The following is a 16,912-nucleotide window of genomic DNA, read 5'->3' as shown; positions in this document are numbered from 1 at the left end:
ATTATCAGTATCGACAAAATACAGAGAAGTTCGAAAAGGAGAAAATCACGTGAACAACACATTCAAGAAATGGTTACATATGTTCATCTTTGTATCGGCATTTGCCCTCATCTTAGCCGGTTGTGGTTCGGAAGAAGCTGAGAACGCTTCCACGAACGAAGGGACGGAAGAATCGGCAGAAGGTTACCCGATCACAATCGAGCACGCATTCGGTGAAACGGTCATCGAAGAGAAACCGGAACGGGTCGCAACAATCTCATGGGGAAACCATGACGTCGCACTCGCCCTCGACGTCGTACCAGTCGGATTCTCGGCTGCGAACTATGGTGTCCAGGACGACAGCGGTATGCTTCCATGGACGGCTGAGAAGTTGAAAGCGCTCGGAGAAGAGAACCCGAACATCTATCAAGACACAGACGGATTGGACTTTGAAGCGATCGCGGATTCAAACCCGGACGTGATCTTGGCAGCCTACTCAGGCATCACGCAAGAAGACTATGACACGCTTAGCCAAATCGCACCGGTCGTGGCTTACAAAGAAACTCCTTGGGTCACATCATGGCAAGACATGGTTCGCTATGACTCACTCGCAATGGGACTTGGTGAAGAAGGCGAACAATTGATCAAAGACACGGAGCAGTTGATCACAGACAAAGCGACAGCCGTTCCTGAGATCGCTGGAAAGAAAGCCGCATTCGTCTCGATGAGCGCGGAAGACCTTTCAAAATTCTATATCTATACGACGGGTGACCCACGTGGTGCCTTCATCGAAGAACTCGGGATGGAGTACCCACAAAATATCTTAGAGGAAGCAGAGAAAACGGATAGCTTCTATCTGGAGCTCAGCAAAGAGAACGCTGACATCTTGAACGACGTCGACATCTTCGTCACATACGGAAATGAAGACACGTTAAAGGCGCTTCAAGCAGACCCGCTCTACAGTAAAGTACCAGCCATTGAACGTGGCTCGGTCGTCTTGATCGAAGATAACACACCACTCGCAGCGGCAGGAACACCGACGCCACTCTCGATTGAATATACGATTGATGAGTACGTTTCACGCGTATCGGATGCCCTTGCGAAAGTGAAATGATGCAAACACAAATCAAACAGATGCACACGCCAAAGCACTTTCCGCTTCTCTTGATCGGAACGCTTGTACTGACGGTGCTGTGCATCTTGGCATCCCTTGCCTTCGGCTCACGAACAGTCGGGTGGAATGAACTGCTGGACGGTTTATTCCGTCCGGCTGTTCAGTCGTATGAGGCAGACATTGTCCGGGAGCGGGTCATTCGGACAATCTTTAGTTTCATGTGTGGCGCAGCACTTGGTGTGGCGGGGGCGCTCATGCAGTCGGTGACGCGTAACCCAATCGCCGATCCGAGCATCCTTGGGGTCAACACGGGAGCAGCGCTCGCCGTCGTCATTGGAATCGCGTTCTTCAATATTTCGACAGCGAGTGCGTTCATCTGGTTCGCGCTCGTCGGGGCGCTATTGACGGCCATTTTCGTTTTCGGTATCGGTTCGCTTGGAAGAGGAGGGGCGACCCCGCTCAAACTCGTCTTAGCGGGAGCGGCGACAAGTGCAGCACTATCGTCGCTCGTCATGGCGCTCATGATTCCACGCTCGAACGTCATGGATCAGTTCCGTTTTTGGCAAGTTGGGAGTGTCGGTGCAGGAAATCTGGATTCGATTTATACCTTTTTACCGTTTCTTTTAATCGGTCTCGTGATTGCGGTCGTGACCGCGCCTTCTTTGAACGCACTCGCGCTCGGGGAGGAGATGGCGAAGAGCCTCGGCGTTCGAACAGGCACGTTGAAACTGACCGCCTCGTTTGCCGGCGTGATTTTGTGTGGGGCGGCGACAGCGCTTGCCGGACCGATTGGCTTCATCGGGCTACTCGCACCCCATTTGATTCGCCTCGTGCTCGGTCCGGATCAGCGCTATCTCATGCCGATGTCCGCTTTTGCGGGCGCCATCATCTTAACTTTCTCGGACGTCATCGGACGTTTGCTCGGAAGCCCGGGTGAGCTCGAGGTGGGAATCGTGACGGCGTTTATCGGGGCACCGATCTTGATTCTATTGACAATGAAAGTGAAAGTAAGAGGACTATGATGCAACCAGCGATTGAACAAATCAGACAAGGTCGCATGAAGCGACGCCGTCGTTATGTCGGGATGACGCTTCTTTTGACCATCATAGCGGTAGTATTGAGCGGGTTAATGCTCATGTTGGGCAATACGATTTATCCGATTCAGGATGTCATCCGTGTCTTGCTCGGGGAAGACGTAAAAGGGGCGACGTTCGCCGTTGAAGTGTTGCGTTTACCACGTATGCTTGCTGGTGTCTTTGCCGGTGCAGCATTTGGTGCCGCGGGAACGATTTTCCAAACGATGCTTCGAAATCCGCTCGCTAACCCGAATGTCATCGGAATCACGACCGGTTCGAGTGCGGCGGCTGTCTTTTGTATCGTCGTCCTCCAGTCGAGTGAAGCGGTCATCTCGATTGCCTCGATTATCGGAGGACTCGTCACCGTGCTCGTCATCTATTTCCTATCCAAAGGTGCCGCGTTCTCCATTGGTCGTCTCGTATTAGTGGGGATTGGGATTCAAGCGATGCTCACAGCCGTCATCAACTATTTACTGCTCATCAGCCGACAAAACGATGTCGCGATGGCGATGCGATGGTTGACAGGAAGTTTAAATGGGGCGAAACTTGAAGAGTTGCCGCCTTTAATGATTACAGTTCTCATCTGTTTACCGATTGTCCTGTTGCTCACTCGTCAGCTCGAAATGCTTGAGCTCGGGGAAATGGCGGCGACAGGGTTAGGCATCAATACGAACCAGACTAGACTTTTACTAATCGTGGCGGCGGTATTCATGCTCGCTCTCGCGACTGCGACGACGGGACCAATTGCCTTCATTGCCTTCTTGGCAGGACCGATTGCTAAACGGCTCGTCGGGACGAGCCACGCCGGAATCTTGCCGGCAGCGCTTGTCGGCATCATCTTAGTGCTCGCGGCCGACCTCGTCGGACAATTCGCCTTCACGGCACGCTATCCGGTCGGTGTCATCACCGGCATCATCGGCGCGCCTTATCTCTTATACTTGTTGATTCGGATGAACCAGAAAGGGGACTTCTAAATGGCATCCATTATGAAAGTGGACCATCTCACCTCAGGATACGAGGACAAGATGATTTTGAACGATATCAGCCTTGAAATTCCGAGCAATCAAATCAGCATCATCATCGGTGCGAACGGTTGTGGGAAGTCGACGCTACTGAAGACGATGGCACGCCTTATCAAACCGAGTGCCGGTCAAGTGACGCTTTACGATAAGCCGATTTCGAAGATGGCACCGAAAAAATTAGCGCGTGTCCTTGGGATGTTGCCACAGTCCCCGGTCGTACCAGAAGGGATCACGGTCGCCGATCTCGTCGGTCGTGGTCGCTACCCGCATCAATCCTTTTTAAAGGGCTGGACGAAAGCCGATTACGAAGCTGTCGCTGAGGCCATGGAGATGATGAATATCACGGAGTTCGCGGACCGTCCCATCGACGAGTTGTCAGGCGGACAGCGGCAACGCGTCTGGATTGCGATGGCACTGGCTCAACAGACAGACGTCCTCTTCTTAGATGAACCGACGACATATCTCGATATCACATACCAGGTCGAGATTCTCGACTTGTTGACGGACTTGAACCGGAAGTATGGGACGACGATTGTCATGGTGCTTCACGATATCAACTTGTCGTCGCGTTATGCGGACTATATCTTCGCGCTCGACAAAGGAAAGTTGATCGCAGAAGGAAAGCCGTCGGACGTCATCACGTGTGATTTGATCCATCGGGTCTTCAACCTTCGCTGTTCGGTCATGTGTGATCCGGTATCCGGTTCACCGTCCGTGATTCCGATTGGTCGCCATCATGTACAGACGGAAAGGGAAGAAACGCCTGTCGCACAGCTTGAATTGGTATAACTACGTATAGACAGTTAAGAAGGGGTGAACGCTCCTTCTTTTTTGTTTATTCATGAAAGCGTTTGTAAAAAAGTCATTGACTTCTATTTGGGCTGGGTGTATGCTAAAAATCCTGCCCAAAATGAGAGGCATGGGGACTGGCATCAGTTCATTCGATATTCGAGAGGAATGACTTAAGATGAACCAACAACAATTAGTCGAGCGCGCACGCCAATTGAAGGACAATGCGTATTCACCATATTCGAAGTTCCGCGTCGGAGCGGCACTTCTCATGAAGGACGGCACGGTCATCGACGGCGTCAACGTCGAGAACGTTTCGTTCGGAGCAACGAACTGTGCAGAGCGCACAGCCATTTTCACAGCGGTCGCAAAAGGATACAAAAAAGGTGACTTCGAAGCGGTTGCCGTGTCTGGGGACACGGAAGACTTCTTGCCACCATGTAGCATCTGCCGCCAGGTCATGGTCGAGTTTGGCGATCCTGACTTCAAAGTACTGCTCACAAACGGCAACGCCGATGTGAAAGAAGTGACGCTTGGGGAGCTCGTCCCACTCGCGTTCACCGATTTGGATATGTGATGTTGAATCCCCTCAGATTTCTGAGGGGTTTTCTTATCCAAAAAAGCGAAAAAATAATCGCGGAATGGCCTGAATGACGTATAGAAGAAGTTCTGAGAAATCAAGGGCTGCAATTCCATACGACCATCCCTCTTCCTCACGGGAGGTGACTACTTTTCCACGCACAGGTCGCAACCGTCCTTTCCATCGAATCGGGAGGGCGGTCGCGCTGTCCACATCTGGGTGATTCATGACACGCATATGCAAGCGAGGATCAGGCGTATTTCCGGAACGTCCACAGCGTCCAATCAACTGTTTTGTTTTGACCGTATCGCCTACATTCACGCCAATCGAATCATTTTCGAGATGGGCGAGAAGGCTATATTCATCGTTTGAATGTTGAATGATGACGTGATTGCCGAATGGATGATCAGCATTGGGTTCATCTGGTAACCCATCGACTACCTGATAAACCGTACCGTCTAGTGGGGACAGGATTTGTTCTCCGAACGCATACGAGCCATCGATTCCTATTTTTCTACGATTGTAAGGTTGCTGATTTTTTGTTTTCAAAAAGTCATAGCCATCACGTTTCTTTCGAATCGGTTCATGAAGATACATTCCGACGTTCGCCCCTTCTGAGACGACGAACCATTGTTCTTTGAATGGGAGATGGTACTTGTTTTTCGTAGAAGGATTAGTCTCTTTGGAAGAGGATGAGACCGTCAGTTGGATGGATTCAATCTGATTCAAGCGATTGAATTGAACGGACAATAATTTTTCTTTTCGAAAATCCGACCATATTACATATCGATTCCCATTCAACACCATCTCATTGATTAGACGATAGCGCCGAATTCCATGATGAAACGAAGACGCTTCGTGATGAAACGTGTCCATGGAATAATGAGATTTGCACGAATCGGTCATTTGATGATAAATGTCATCGAATTGACCGTCTTTGAAGGATTGGATGAATTGTTTGTTCTCGTGACGCATATCTATACCGCCTTTGTTGATGATTGATTGGTCTTTTATACGGATGTAGAAACATAGATGTTTCGTCATTCATAAAAAATCATAATATAATGGGCATAAATGAGGAGTGATGTGAATGTATACAATTCCATACGAGGAAGCTCGAGAAAAGTTTGAATACATTCTTGAGCAAGCATGCGAAGACGGTGAGACAATCGTTGTTTCTAGAAAGAATGGGAGACATGCTGTTATCATGTCTGAACGAGAATATAATGGTTTGTTAGAAACCATTTACCTGACGAGCAGTCCTAAAAATGCTGAGCGTCTATTCGAATCCACAAAGCAGTTTGAATAACATAAGTCTGTAAATGTTGAAGCATATAATTTTGAAGTTCAAAACACCAGTGAATTGTTGGATTCACTGGTGTTTTGTTAAGCATACAAATTCATTAAACGTTCCGCATGCTCTTTTATCATCTCCCGCAACTGCTCTGGTGCTTTCACCTCAACTTCCGCTCCAGCCCTCAACAACTGCCTCGATAAAAACGGTAGCTCTTCTTCAGGTACATCCCACTCATTCAACTCATCGATAGCGGGTAATACATCTTCAAGAAGACGACGACCGAGTGGGGTGAGTTCGAGATGAACGGTCACACCGATTCGTTCGTCACTCTCCTTGAGCAAGGTCACCAAATCCTCGGACTCGAACGATTCCTCGAGCATTTGGACCGCTTCGATGCGATCAATCCGATATTGACGGAATCCGAGTTCGGAGAGCCCGAAGACATACCACTTTAAGTCAAGAAGTGCCATACCGACCGGTGCGATGGGGAACGTACGTGATCCATTCGTCGATCGATACGTCATCTCTATCTTGTTTTTGCGCTCGATTGCCCGGTAAATGTATTTTGTGAACGGTGCTTTTGGAATTTGTTTGTTTCCGAGCCAGAGAATGTTTCGCTCCAATCGCTGAATTTTCGTCTCTACGTCATGTGGTAACTCGTTCACGTACCAATCAGACAACGTACTTCGGATGTCCCCGAACGGCACATCAGGGATGTGTTCCATCCATTTGAGTGTGAGATAAAGGGCGACGGCTTCTTGTTCGCGTAGGTGGAGCGGTGGCAATAAGCGGTTCGGTAACATTTCATAGCCGCCCCCGGTTCCAGACACACTCCAAATCGGATAACCGAGTTCTTCGAGCGAGAGCATATCCCGTTGAATCGTCCGAATGGAGGCGCCTGTCTCTTGGGCCAGTTCTTCCGCCGTGAAACGTCGTCCGCGATTGAGTAGCCGAATCAGTTGCAAGTGTCGCTTTTTCATATCTACCATTCCCGTCATCTTTTGTCGTGTTTGTTCGTTAAGATGAATGTATCACGAATCAAGGAGGAACACATGATGCCGAATGTGGTGTTGTACATTGCGATGAGTTTAGACGGAAAGATTGCCCGGTCGAACGACCAACTCGATTGGTTGTTCGCGGTAGAGGGGGACGGGGACAACGGCTATGCTGATTTTTTCAAGACCGTTGGTGCTGTCATCATGGGACGGAAGACGTATGAGGAAGTATTGACGTTGGAACAGGGAGCTTATCCGTATCCAGACATCCCGAACTATATTTTGACGCGTCAGCCTGAACGTGAGGCAGAGCATGTCATATTCACGGACGAACCAATTGAAGAACTGATTCATCGATTGAAAGGAGAAGTCGATCAAGACATTTGGCTCATCGGCGGGGGAGAAGTCATCAAAGAAGCGATGGAGCATGACTTGATTGACCGGTATGAGATTGCGATTGCGCCAATCGTTTTAGGCGAAGGAATCCCTCTCTTCCCGGAAGGCACGAAAGAAACGAAACTTCGACTGACAGGTCAACGCGCATCCGGTCAGTTCATCATGGCGACATATGAGAGTTAAAAAATCGAGTCCTCATTCGGACTCGATTTTTTTATTGAAGAAACCATTTACTTCTAAAGTAAAAATATTCTTTCAAATAAATAATAAAAACCTTAAAATGTTAGTAAAAGATGCTAATTGGATATAAGAAGAGAATAGTTCTGATATGACGGATACCGAGGGGATCAACGTATGTTCATTAGTCTAATCGCCAATTCTTGTATTTCTTTTACCGGAATCTATTTCATTTCTAAAATTGTAAGTTATCATACAGTGCACGTATATTTGAAGAACGTATTAATTGGTGTTTTATCGGGATTGTTAGGGATTTTTTTAATTACACAGGGAGTATTGTTTGAAGACGTTGTGAAGATTGATTTTCGTTTTCTCGTTCTCGTACTGCTTGGGTTGTATAGATTGGTGTCCCCACTATTTATTGCGGCGACAATGATTTCAGTTTATCGATTTAGCTACGGGGTTGATTTTCAATCGATTGTGGCATGCATTGCAATTTTTATGATTGTCATCGGCATCATCTTGACGTATCAAATTGTTGCGCTTGAGCGAAAGTTATTTTCATTTGGTCTCGTATTAAACGGATTGGCAAGCATCATCGCAGGAATCGCCATTTATACAAACGGAGGTTTCACATCATATGCGGCCAGCGTCGCATTATTGGTCATGTGTATTAGCTTTCCGATTGGGTTATTGATCACTGTTTTAAACATTGATTTGTATCTCATCAACCACCGTGTCAAAGAGTATAAAATATCGGCTGAAACCGATCATTTGACGGGGCTTGCGAATCGTAGAGCATGGGAGATGCAAATGAAGAAAATCAAAGAACGTTACGACACATGTAACGTGTTAATTTTAGATATCGATCACTTCAAACAGATTAATGATCAATATGGTCACGCAAACGGTGATGAGATTTTGAAGCAGTTCTCGGAACTCTTGCATCGTGAAACGAGGGATCATGACATTAAAGCACGAATCGGTGGAGAGGAGTTCGGTATTTTGATACCGATGCTTTCGCAATCCGAGGTGATTGGAGTGGCGGAGCGAATCCGGAATAGTATTTCAAAACATGCATTCAAATTACTGGATCAGCAAGTCATTCATATATCGGTCTCGATTGGCATCGCCAATGGAAAAAGTGCGCTGCTTCATGAAATGGTTCATCTGGCAGATGACTGTTTGTACCATGCGAAGAATCAAGGCAGAAATCGTACCCACATCCATGGAGGTGTAGAATACGTCCAATGAAAAAATTACGTAAAAGCGCATCGATCACTTTTGATCAGATGCGCTTTTTGGGTAGGTTCAACAGGACGGGGCAATCAGTCCATATGAGGTTCCCATACATCAGAAAAGTTGTGAACCGGTTGGACACCCTCTAACGTACGGAATTCATAATCTCGTTCTTTCGCATAACGAATGATTGTATCGAGTGCTTTCGGTGTCATCGAGTGATCGTGTGCGAGAATGATTGAGGCAACCTGTGCGGCGCGATTCGCCTCGAGTCGGTCGAACACGCGCTGCTCGACACGAGCATTGTCTTTCTTATACACATGGTCGAGACTACCGACGTTCCAGTCCCAAATCTCAAAACCGGCATCGGTCATCGCCTGCCAGTGTGCGGGTGACATGCCGGCGTCGCTCCCATAAATGGTGCGGGCCATGTTCGTATGAATGCCGGTCACTTCATAGATAAGTGCTTGTACTTCCTGCATCTGACGCACGGCCGTCAACGGTGTTTCATAAAATTCATCCCGGTCGTGTCGCATCCCGTGTAAGGCAATCAAATGACCTTCCGCAATGATGCGGTGAAGCAGATGCTCATTTTCTTCGATGTTTTTTCCGAGGATGAAGAAGGTTGCCTTCACTTGATGTTTCTTCAAGACATCGAGTAGCTTTCCCGTTTTCCAGTTCGGTCCATCATCGAGCGTCAAATAGATGAGACTCGGGTCGTTATAGGCCTTCGGCTCCGGGATCGCAGCCTGTGACAAAGACCCAATCAGTAGAAAGATCGACATGAGTAAAAGAACGCGTTTCATCATTCCATTCAAAACTCCCTCAAATCAAAACCAAGCGACATGTGATACATACTTTATCATATGTTGGAGACATCAAGACGATAAATCTGTTCGTCAAGTTCTGTCGTGAGATAGGTGAAGTTCAATTTCTTCAATAGCGCGATGGATGCCACGTTCGTCTTGAGGACACCGGCTTTGAACGCTTCTGCTCCTTGGTCGGCCAAGTGACGAATCAATCCCGACATCACTTCAAATGCATAGCCTTGCCGAGCGCGCGTAGGGGTAATCGTGTAGCCGATCCAATACGTCATACCTTCTTGCTGGATATACACGTCCCCAATCAATTCATCGGTCGCTTGGTCGATGATGGCGAGTTGCATGCCGTGTTGAAGTGATTGTGCGCCGAGTAGGGCGTTCTCGTATTCTTCAAAGCTGAGTCCTTTGAATGACTGATCTTTCATCCAATCCAAGTCATTCCGGTAAATCATGAATGATTCGATGTCTTGGCGTTCGAATGGGCGGATGAGGCAGCGGGTTGTCGTGAGCATAATCGTCATATCACTCACACCATCTTCTTCTCTTTTTTGAATAGACCGACCAATAACAACGCCAGACCACTTAAGAAAATCACAGGGAAAATAAACCACATGATGAGTGCGGCCCATCCGTTCTGTACACTGATTGCGTACGAGAGTCCGATTGAAAACGCTAAGGCAGGGGAGATAGGAATCATAAGAGCGATTCCCCATATTTTCAATTTTGTGTTTCGTGCTTCGCCTGTACTGAACCAATACGCCACGAATGCACCAAGAGCAGCAATGAGATATCCGATTGCAATCGCCATTTAATCAATCCCTTCTTAAAAATATCGACAGTCTAACCTCGTCCTTACTTTCCATATACGTTAAGAAATCTCCTGTCACGATTCAAAAAACCGAGCCCTCGAAGGACTCGGTTTGTCATTATACATGCTTCCGCTGAAACGTTGAAATGGCTTCATATTCCTCAGACAAATGGCGCGATAAGCGAATGTAAATCGGCAAAAGTTCGCGATACACATTCGTCGATTCCATGTTCGGTGTATGCTCATGGGTCACTTGTGAAACTTCTTGGAACTCCTCGATATCCCCGAAAGCGTATTCCCCGAGCATGACTGCCCCGAGACATGAACTCTCATGACTCTCCGGCACGACGACCGGTGTATCAAAGATGTCTGCCATCATCTGACGCCAAAGGCTCGACTGGGCAAAACCACCGGTCGCATGGATGCGGTTCGGGGCGCCCGTCAATTCATCGAGTGCGAGCATGACCGTATAGAGGTTAAAGATGACCCCTTCCAATACGGCGCGGATAAAGTGTTCCCGTTTATGGTGAATGCTGAGTCCGAAGAATGAACCGCGAGCGTTCGAATCCCAGAGCGGAGCCCGTTCACCCATCAAATACGGATGGAACAACAGTCCGTCTGCACCCGGTTTGACCGTTTCGGCGATTCGCGTCAACACATCGTATGCATCGATGCCGAGCCGTTTCGCCGTCTCAACCTCACTTGCTGCGAACTCGTCACGGAGCCAGCGGAGAATGATGCCGCCGTTATTGACTGGTCCACCGATTACCCAATGCTTGTCCGTCAGCGCATAACAAAAGATACGACCTTTTGGATCTTCGACCGGTTCCGAGACGACTGTCCGGATGGCGCCGCTCGTCCCAATCGTAACGGCGACGACACCTTGTTCGAAAGCACCGACCCCGAGGTTCGAGAGCACGCCGTCGCTTGCCCCGATGACGAGTGGGAAGTCCCAGCCGAGCGTCTCGGTCACCTCAGGTGTCACCGGTAAAATCTCTGTCGTCGGTACGAGTTCAGATAAACGATCTGGTGTCACACCGGCGACTTCAAGTGCTTCCGTGTCCCAGTCTCGTTGTTTTAAATTGAATAGCCCGGTCGCCGAGGCGATGGAGTGGTCAACGACGAAGCGACCCGTCAAGCGATAGAAGACATACTCTTTGATGGAGACGAACTTGTCTGCTTGCTTGAAGACGTCAGGATGCTCTTTTTTCAACCAGCGCAGTTTCGACAGCGGTGCCATCGGATGGACCGGGGTGCCCGTGCGCATATGGAGCGCACTCGCATCCACATCGCGTTTGATTTCTTGCGTATATGGATTCGCGCGACTGTCGGCCCACGTGATGCTGTTCGTGAGCGGACGTCCTGATGCATCGAGTGCAATCAAGCTGTGCATCGCCGAGCTGAACGATGCGAAGCGAATCGGACCGTCCGCTTTGGCGCGGACCGCCGAGACGGCTTCGAGCACGGCCCCATAGATGACGACCGGGTCTTGCTCGGCCGTCTCCGTATCAGGCGTGAGAAGCGGATACAACACGTTATGTACCGCCAGTTGTTGATGACCGTTGAACAGGACGGCTTTCGTACTCGTCGTCCCGATATCGACCCCAATCGTAAACACACAATCACTTCCTAACTTAGATGATAAATAGGCTAATCAAGAACACGACGGCAAAGCCGGTGAGTCCGATAATCGTTTCCATGATTGTCCATGACTTGAGCGTGTCTTTCACGTCGAGACCGAAGTAACGGTTTACGAGCCAGAAGCCTGAGTCGTTGACGTGCGAGAGGACGGTCGCCCCTGAAGCGATGGCGATGACAATCAAACCGAGTGCCGCGCCCGTGATGTTTTGAATTTCGAGTAGCGGTGTGATGAGTCCTGCTGCTGTGACCATCGAGACCGTTGCCGACCCTTGGGCGACACGGACGACCGTCGCGATCAAGAAGGCGAGGACGATTGCCGGCAGTGGTGAACCAGCCATCATTTCACCGAGGACGTCACCGACACCTGAGTCGATGAGGACTTGTTTGAACACACCGCCGGCCCCTGTGACAAGGATGATGATTCCGGCTGGTTCGAGTGCTTTCGTTGCAATTTCTTGTACTTCGTCACGTGAATACCCACGGCGTGTCCCGAGGAAGACGAATGTGAGGAGCGTCGCGATCGTCAAGGCGACGAACGGGTGTCCGAGGAACGTCAAGAAATCACGGACGGCGTTACCTTCATCCAAGAGAACCGCCGAGAGCGTGTTCGCCAAGATCAAGACGAGAGGGATCAAGATGAGCGACAAGATCATTTTGAAGCTTGGTAGTTCTTTCGATGTGTCGATTTCTTTGAATTCCATGTAATCCGGAATCGTCACATGAATCTTCTTAGCAATATACTTCCCAAAAACAGGACCGGCTAAAATCATGGCTGGAATCCCGGCGATGACACCGAACAAGATGACCCAACCGAGGTCGGCACCAATCAAGTTCGCGACAGCGATCGGACCAGGTGTCGGTGGGATAAAGCTGTGTGTGACTGCGAGACCCGCAAGGAGCGGAATCCCATAGTAAAGAAGCGAACGTCCCGTCTTTTTGGCGAGACCGTATACGATTGGGACGAGAATGATAAAGCCGACATCAAAGAAGACCGGGACGGCGACGATGAATCCGGTGATCCCGAGCGCCCATTGCGCCTTGTCTTCTCCGAACTTACTGACGAGTGTCTGGGCGAGGCGTTCCGCGCCACCCGATACTTCAAGCATCTTTCCGAACATAGCGCCGAGACCGACGACGACGGCGACGAAGCCGAGCGTTCCGCCCATCCCGTTTTGGATGGAGGCAATGACATCCCCGAGTGGCATGCCAGCTGCGACCCCGACGATTAAACTGACAAGTAACAACGAAACGAATGCATGAAGCTTTGTGCGAATGACCAAAAATAAGAGCAAGAAGATCCCGGCTAAGGCGATCAAAATAAGTGTTGAGCCAGACATTGAGTATTCCCCCTAAATTCCGAATATGTAACCGTTTACAGTTTTTGACAAAGGAAAAGGCCATGTCCCCGTGACCTTTTCCACAGATGTTACTTCTTGACGACCGCGTGCCCACCAAACTCGTTGCGGAGCGCGGCGACGACTTTTCCTGAGAACGTGTCGTCTTCGAGTGAACGATAGCGCATCATGAGCGACAGGGCGATGACCGGTGCAGCGGCTTGAAGGTCGAGTGCCGTCTCGATCGTCCATTTACCTTCACCGGATGAATGCATGACCCCGCGAATCTCATCTAGCTTCGCATCTTTCTTGAAGGCATTCTCCGTGAGTTCCATGAGCCATGATCGGACGACCGACCCGTGATTCCATACGCGAGCGACTTGTTCATAGTCGTAATCGAACGGGCTCTTCTCCAAGATATCGAATCCTTCGGCAATCGCCTGCATCATCCCATACTCGATGCCGTTATGGATCATCTTCAAGAAATGACCGCTTCCGGCAGGACCCGTATACAAGTAGCCGTTCTCGACAGACAAGTCTTTAAAGATTGGTTCAATTGTCGGCCACGCATCCGCGTCACCCCCGACCATCGTACAGGCACCGTTCCGCGCCCCGTCCGTCCCACCGCTCGTTCCGCAGTCGAAGAACTTGATGTCCTTTTCGGCGAACTGTTCGGCGCGCGCGACCGAGAGCTTGTAATTCGAGTTTCCCCCGTCGATCACGATGTCGCCCGGTTCGAGTCGCTCATACAATTCGGCAAGCACGGATTCTGTGACGTCTCCGGCAGGGACCATCGCCCAGATGATGCGTGGCGTCGACAACTTGCTCACGACATCCTCAAGTGTCGGCACAATCGTAAAGGCGTCCGATGTGACGTCCCCGACGTCCGTCCCGATGACCGTGTGTCCGTGGTCGCTCAAGTTGAGTGCCAAGTTGTAACCCATCTTACCTAAACCAATCAAACCAATTTCCATATTGTCACCCCTGAAAAAGAATTTTTTTCCGTCTCTGCATTCATCATATCAAAATAAATTCGATTTACAAGTGTAATTGTGGAATTTTTTTCTTTTTTGAACAAGAAAAGACCTCCATGACGGAGGCCGATTGCATCAACTTGAGGATGCTTTCTTATATTGTTGGAAGAAGACTTCGATTTCTTCCGCCGGCAAAGGACGATTGTAGAAATATCCTTGTGCCTGGTTACATGATTCAGCTTTCAGAAAAGCGACTTGGTTCTCGGTTTCGACCCCTTCCGCGATGACGTTCAAATCGAGTTCGTGCGCCATCCGGATAATCGTTTTGACGAGCGCTGCGTCTTTCTCGTCGCTCTCGATATTTTTCGTGAAGTGCTGGTCGATCTTGAGTGTATCGATCGGGAACAGCTTCAAATAGCTGAGGGAGGAATAGCCGGTTCCGAAATCGTCGATGGAAAGATGGACCCCGAGGGCGACGAGTTCATGCATCGTCTCGATGGCCCGGTCTGCACTTTGGATGACACTCTCGGTCAATTCGAGCTCTAAATATTGTGCGTCAAGATTGGATGCGGCGAGGGCACGACTGACGACCTCTGGTAAATCTTTTTGTGCAAACTGAACGGCCGAGATGTTGACGGCGACCCGGAACGGGGGAATGCCCGCATCTTGCCACGCCTTGTTTTGACGACACGCCTCATTTAAAACAAACTCGCCGAGACGATGGATACTCCCTGTTTCCTCAGCAATCGGAATAAACTCACCAGGTGAAATCATCCCGAGGTCTGGGTGTTGCCAACGAACGAGCGCTTCCATGCCAATTAACGTTTCCGTCTCCAGTTGGATTTGCGGTTGATAGTGTACGGTGAACTCACCGCGCCCAACGCCTTTCCGTAGTGCCATGGATAAGTTGGAGCGACGGGATACTGACTCGTTCAATTCGTTCGTGAAGAACTGATACCCGTTCTTACCGTCCGCCTTCGCCCGATACATGGCGATATCAGCATTTTTAATCAATTCTTCGGCCGTATCACCATCGGACGGATGGAGGCTGATCCCGATCGAGGCACCTGTGAACACTTCCTCATTCTCGAGTTCGAACGGAGGATGGAGGACGTTGATGAGTTCCTGTGCGCGATGGGCGGCCAAGTTACTCTTCGTATCAGGCGATAAGATGATGAATTCATCCCCACCAAGCCGAGCGAGTGTATCTGTTTTTTGAATCGTCGACTGGATACGGGTCGTCACTTGTTTTAAGAACTGGTCGCCAATCGAATGGCCGAACCGGTCGTTAATGACTTTAAAGTTGTCCAAGTCGATATAGTACAAGGCAAACTGTTCAGATTGAGACTGGCCGAGAAGGGCGTCGAGTCGGTCGCTGAACAGACGGCGGTTTGGAAGACCGGTGAGCGGATCCAAATAAACGAGGTCATTGATTTGTGCCTCGATCCGTTTCCGTTCGCTGATGTCACGGATGATACTACTGAAGAAGATTCCCTTATCCGTCTTCCACGTGCCGAGCGACATCTCAATCGGGACTTCGACACCGTCCTTTCGTAAGCCAATCAGTTCGACCGTTTGACCGATGACACGTTTTTCACCTGTCGCTTCATAGCGACGCATCCCACGTTCATGCGCCTCGCGGAAACGTTCTGGAATGATGGCGACAATCGATTGTCCGACCATTTCTTCGTAAGTGTAGCCGAATAAGTCGGTTGCCCCTTGATTCCATTGGAGAATGACACGAGTATGGTCGGCAACGATAATCGCATCCGAGGCGGATTCGATGATGGATTCGAACTTCATCTCGAGTTCTTCCGACTGTGCCTCGAGTTGTGATGCCGTCCGGAGCGAGATATACATCAAGATGAATAGTGTCATGACGCTCGCTGCGATGACGTAGGCGAGTAGGGTGCTGTCGACGGCATAGCCGCTGACCGGTTTGGCCACACCTTCCATCGGGGTGAAGCGAGCTGCGCCCATCCCGACATAATGCATGCCGGAAACGGCAACCCCAATCAAGACCGAACTGACCAGACGGCGCCAATGGAACCGCGAGACGTTCGGGATATAGAAGAGGATGTACAATCCGACGAGTGACGCGACGAAGGCAACGATGGCAGATGCAATCCACATGACAGGATCATATGTGAGGATGGCGTTCATTTGCATCGCTTCCATCCCGATGTAATGCATGGAGACGACGCCGACGCTAATCAAGAAGGCGCCGAAGACGAGCTGGATGGGTCGTGTTTCCGGATGACTGATTATCCAGAAGGCAAGTCCGGAGGCGACGACGGCCGGCACGATGGATAATAAGACGATGCCGAGATGATACGTCACGTCATCGTTTAGATGAAACGCCAACATGCCGATGAAGTGCATGGCCCAAATGCCGAGGCCGAGACTGAAGGCACCAGCCGCGACCCAACTGAGTCGCGAGGCGTGCTTCGCATATTTCAAACGACTGCTAATATCGAGAGCGACACCGGCAGCGAAGATGGCGACGGCGATGGAAAGAATGACGAGTGGGAAGTTATACGAGCTACTCAGGTGATGTTCGATGAGAAACAGTCCTTTCGATTTCAAATGGTACAAAGAGTGAATGAAAAAGTGCTTTATTAGAGTAGCACACTCATGAATCACGGTTCTTGTCTACTTTTGTAAGGTGGG

At 49.7% G+C, this 16,912-nt stretch carries 17 protein-coding genes; 8 read left to right on the top strand and 9 right to left on the bottom strand.

The annotated features are described in order from the left end of the window. The first annotated feature begins 79 nt into the window (after positions 1-79). The 5 genes from KNO65_RS09080 (at position 80) to KNO65_RS09060 (ending at position 4,557) form a co-directional block, all read left to right on the top strand. Positions 80-1,093 (top strand): iron-siderophore ABC transporter substrate-binding protein, encoded by a 1,014-nt coding sequence (locus KNO65_RS09080; RefSeq protein ID WP_214775352.1) that lies wholly within the window; start codon positions 80-82, stop codon positions 1,091-1,093. Beyond that, a complete protein-coding gene (locus KNO65_RS09075) occupies positions 1,090-2,115 on the top strand; it encodes a FecCD family ABC transporter permease (protein ID WP_012727280.1) in 1,026 nt (341 codons plus the stop codon). Before KNO65_RS09080 ends, KNO65_RS09075 begins: the two co-directional genes overlap by 4 nt. Next, a complete protein-coding gene (locus KNO65_RS09070; protein ID WP_031422345.1) occupies positions 2,112-3,143 on the top strand; it encodes a FecCD family ABC transporter permease in 1,032 nt (343 codons plus the stop codon). The genes KNO65_RS09075 and KNO65_RS09070 overlap by 4 nt, the downstream gene beginning before the upstream one ends. Next, positions 3,144-3,980 carry an ABC transporter ATP-binding protein gene (locus KNO65_RS09065; RefSeq protein WP_214783514.1) on the top strand — a complete coding sequence of 279 codons (837 nt, stop codon included), beginning with the start codon at positions 3,144-3,146 and terminating at the stop codon, positions 3,978-3,980. It begins immediately after the preceding gene. 178 nt (positions 3,981-4,158) lie between these two features. Further along, positions 4,159-4,557, top strand: a complete 399-nt coding sequence (locus tag KNO65_RS09060; RefSeq protein ID WP_012727277.1) for a cytidine deaminase — start codon at positions 4,159-4,161, stop codon at positions 4,555-4,557. 33 nt (positions 4,558-4,590) lie between these two features. Here the strand turns inward: KNO65_RS09060 and KNO65_RS09055 are convergent, their stop codons facing one another. Continuing rightward, complete coding sequence (locus tag KNO65_RS09055) at positions 4,591-5,535, bottom strand: M23 family metallopeptidase (protein ID WP_214783511.1); 945 nt, start codon at positions 5,533-5,535, stop codon at positions 4,591-4,593. A gap of 115 nt (positions 5,536-5,650) precedes the next feature. On the opposite strand from KNO65_RS09055, the gene KNO65_RS09050 reads away from it, so the two are divergent. Further along, positions 5,651-5,869 carry a type II toxin-antitoxin system Phd/YefM family antitoxin gene (locus KNO65_RS09050; protein ID WP_214783507.1) on the top strand — a complete coding sequence of 73 codons (219 nt, stop codon included), beginning with the start codon at positions 5,651-5,653 and terminating at the stop codon, positions 5,867-5,869. Between the two features lie 77 nt (positions 5,870-5,946). Here KNO65_RS09050 and KNO65_RS09045 read toward each other — a convergent pair whose 3' ends face one another. After that, positions 5,947-6,846, bottom strand: a complete 900-nt coding sequence (locus KNO65_RS09045) for a helix-turn-helix transcriptional regulator (RefSeq protein ID WP_251131702.1) — start codon at positions 6,844-6,846, stop codon at positions 5,947-5,949. Between the two features lie 66 nt (positions 6,847-6,912). Here KNO65_RS09045 and KNO65_RS09040 point away from each other — a divergent pair, with 66 nt between their 5' ends. Both KNO65_RS09040 and KNO65_RS15700 read left to right on the top strand, forming a co-directional pair. Next, positions 6,913-7,431, top strand: coding sequence for a dihydrofolate reductase family protein (locus tag KNO65_RS09040; protein WP_214783504.1), 519 nt, complete (start codon positions 6,913-6,915; stop codon positions 7,429-7,431). Positions 7,432-7,830: 399 nt separating this feature from the next. Beyond that, positions 7,831-8,679, top strand: coding sequence for a GGDEF domain-containing protein (locus KNO65_RS15700; protein WP_353047430.1), 849 nt, complete (start codon positions 7,831-7,833; stop codon positions 8,677-8,679). A gap of 74 nt (positions 8,680-8,753) precedes the next feature. Here the strand turns inward: KNO65_RS15700 and KNO65_RS09030 are convergent, their stop codons facing one another. From KNO65_RS09030 to KNO65_RS09000, 7 genes are all read right to left on the bottom strand, one after another. Then, the gene (locus tag KNO65_RS09030; protein ID WP_214783498.1) at positions 8,754-9,473 is read right to left on the bottom strand and encodes a polysaccharide deacetylase family protein; all 720 of its coding nucleotides are present in this window, start codon (positions 9,471-9,473) and stop codon (positions 8,754-8,756) included. 53 nt (positions 9,474-9,526) lie between these two features. Beyond that, positions 9,527-10,006, bottom strand: coding sequence for a GNAT family N-acetyltransferase (locus KNO65_RS09025; protein WP_251131701.1), 480 nt, complete (start codon positions 10,004-10,006; stop codon positions 9,527-9,529). A 5-nt stretch (positions 10,007-10,011) separates the two neighbouring features. Beyond that, positions 10,012-10,293 (bottom strand): hypothetical protein, encoded by a 282-nt coding sequence (locus KNO65_RS09020; RefSeq protein ID WP_214783492.1) that lies wholly within the window; start codon positions 10,291-10,293, stop codon positions 10,012-10,014. A 118-nt stretch (positions 10,294-10,411) separates the two neighbouring features. Next, positions 10,412-11,911, bottom strand: coding sequence for a gluconokinase (gntK, locus tag KNO65_RS09015; RefSeq protein ID WP_214783489.1), 1,500 nt, complete (start codon positions 11,909-11,911; stop codon positions 10,412-10,414). A 16-nt stretch (positions 11,912-11,927) separates the two neighbouring features. After that, positions 11,928-13,271, bottom strand: a complete 1,344-nt coding sequence (locus KNO65_RS09010) for a GntT/GntP/DsdX family permease (protein ID WP_047794873.1) — start codon at positions 13,269-13,271, stop codon at positions 11,928-11,930. An 89-nt stretch (positions 13,272-13,360) separates the two neighbouring features. Next, the gene (gene gnd / locus KNO65_RS09005; protein WP_214783486.1) at positions 13,361-14,242 is read right to left on the bottom strand and encodes a phosphogluconate dehydrogenase (NAD(+)-dependent, decarboxylating); all 882 of its coding nucleotides are present in this window, start codon (positions 14,240-14,242) and stop codon (positions 13,361-13,363) included. Positions 14,243-14,377: 135 nt separating this feature from the next. Then, positions 14,378-16,885: a bifunctional diguanylate cyclase/phosphodiesterase gene (locus KNO65_RS09000; protein ID WP_353047429.1), complete on the bottom strand. Its 2,508-nt coding sequence runs from the start codon at positions 16,883-16,885 to the stop codon at positions 14,378-14,380. Between the last annotated feature and the right edge of the window lie 27 nt (positions 16,886-16,912).

It is taken from the genome of Exiguobacterium sp. S3 (assembly GCF_018617295.1).
Classification (GTDB): domain Bacteria; phylum Bacillota; class Bacilli; order Exiguobacteriales; family Exiguobacteriaceae; genus Exiguobacterium; species Exiguobacterium profundum.
This window is presented reverse-complemented; position numbering and strand designations above follow the sequence as displayed.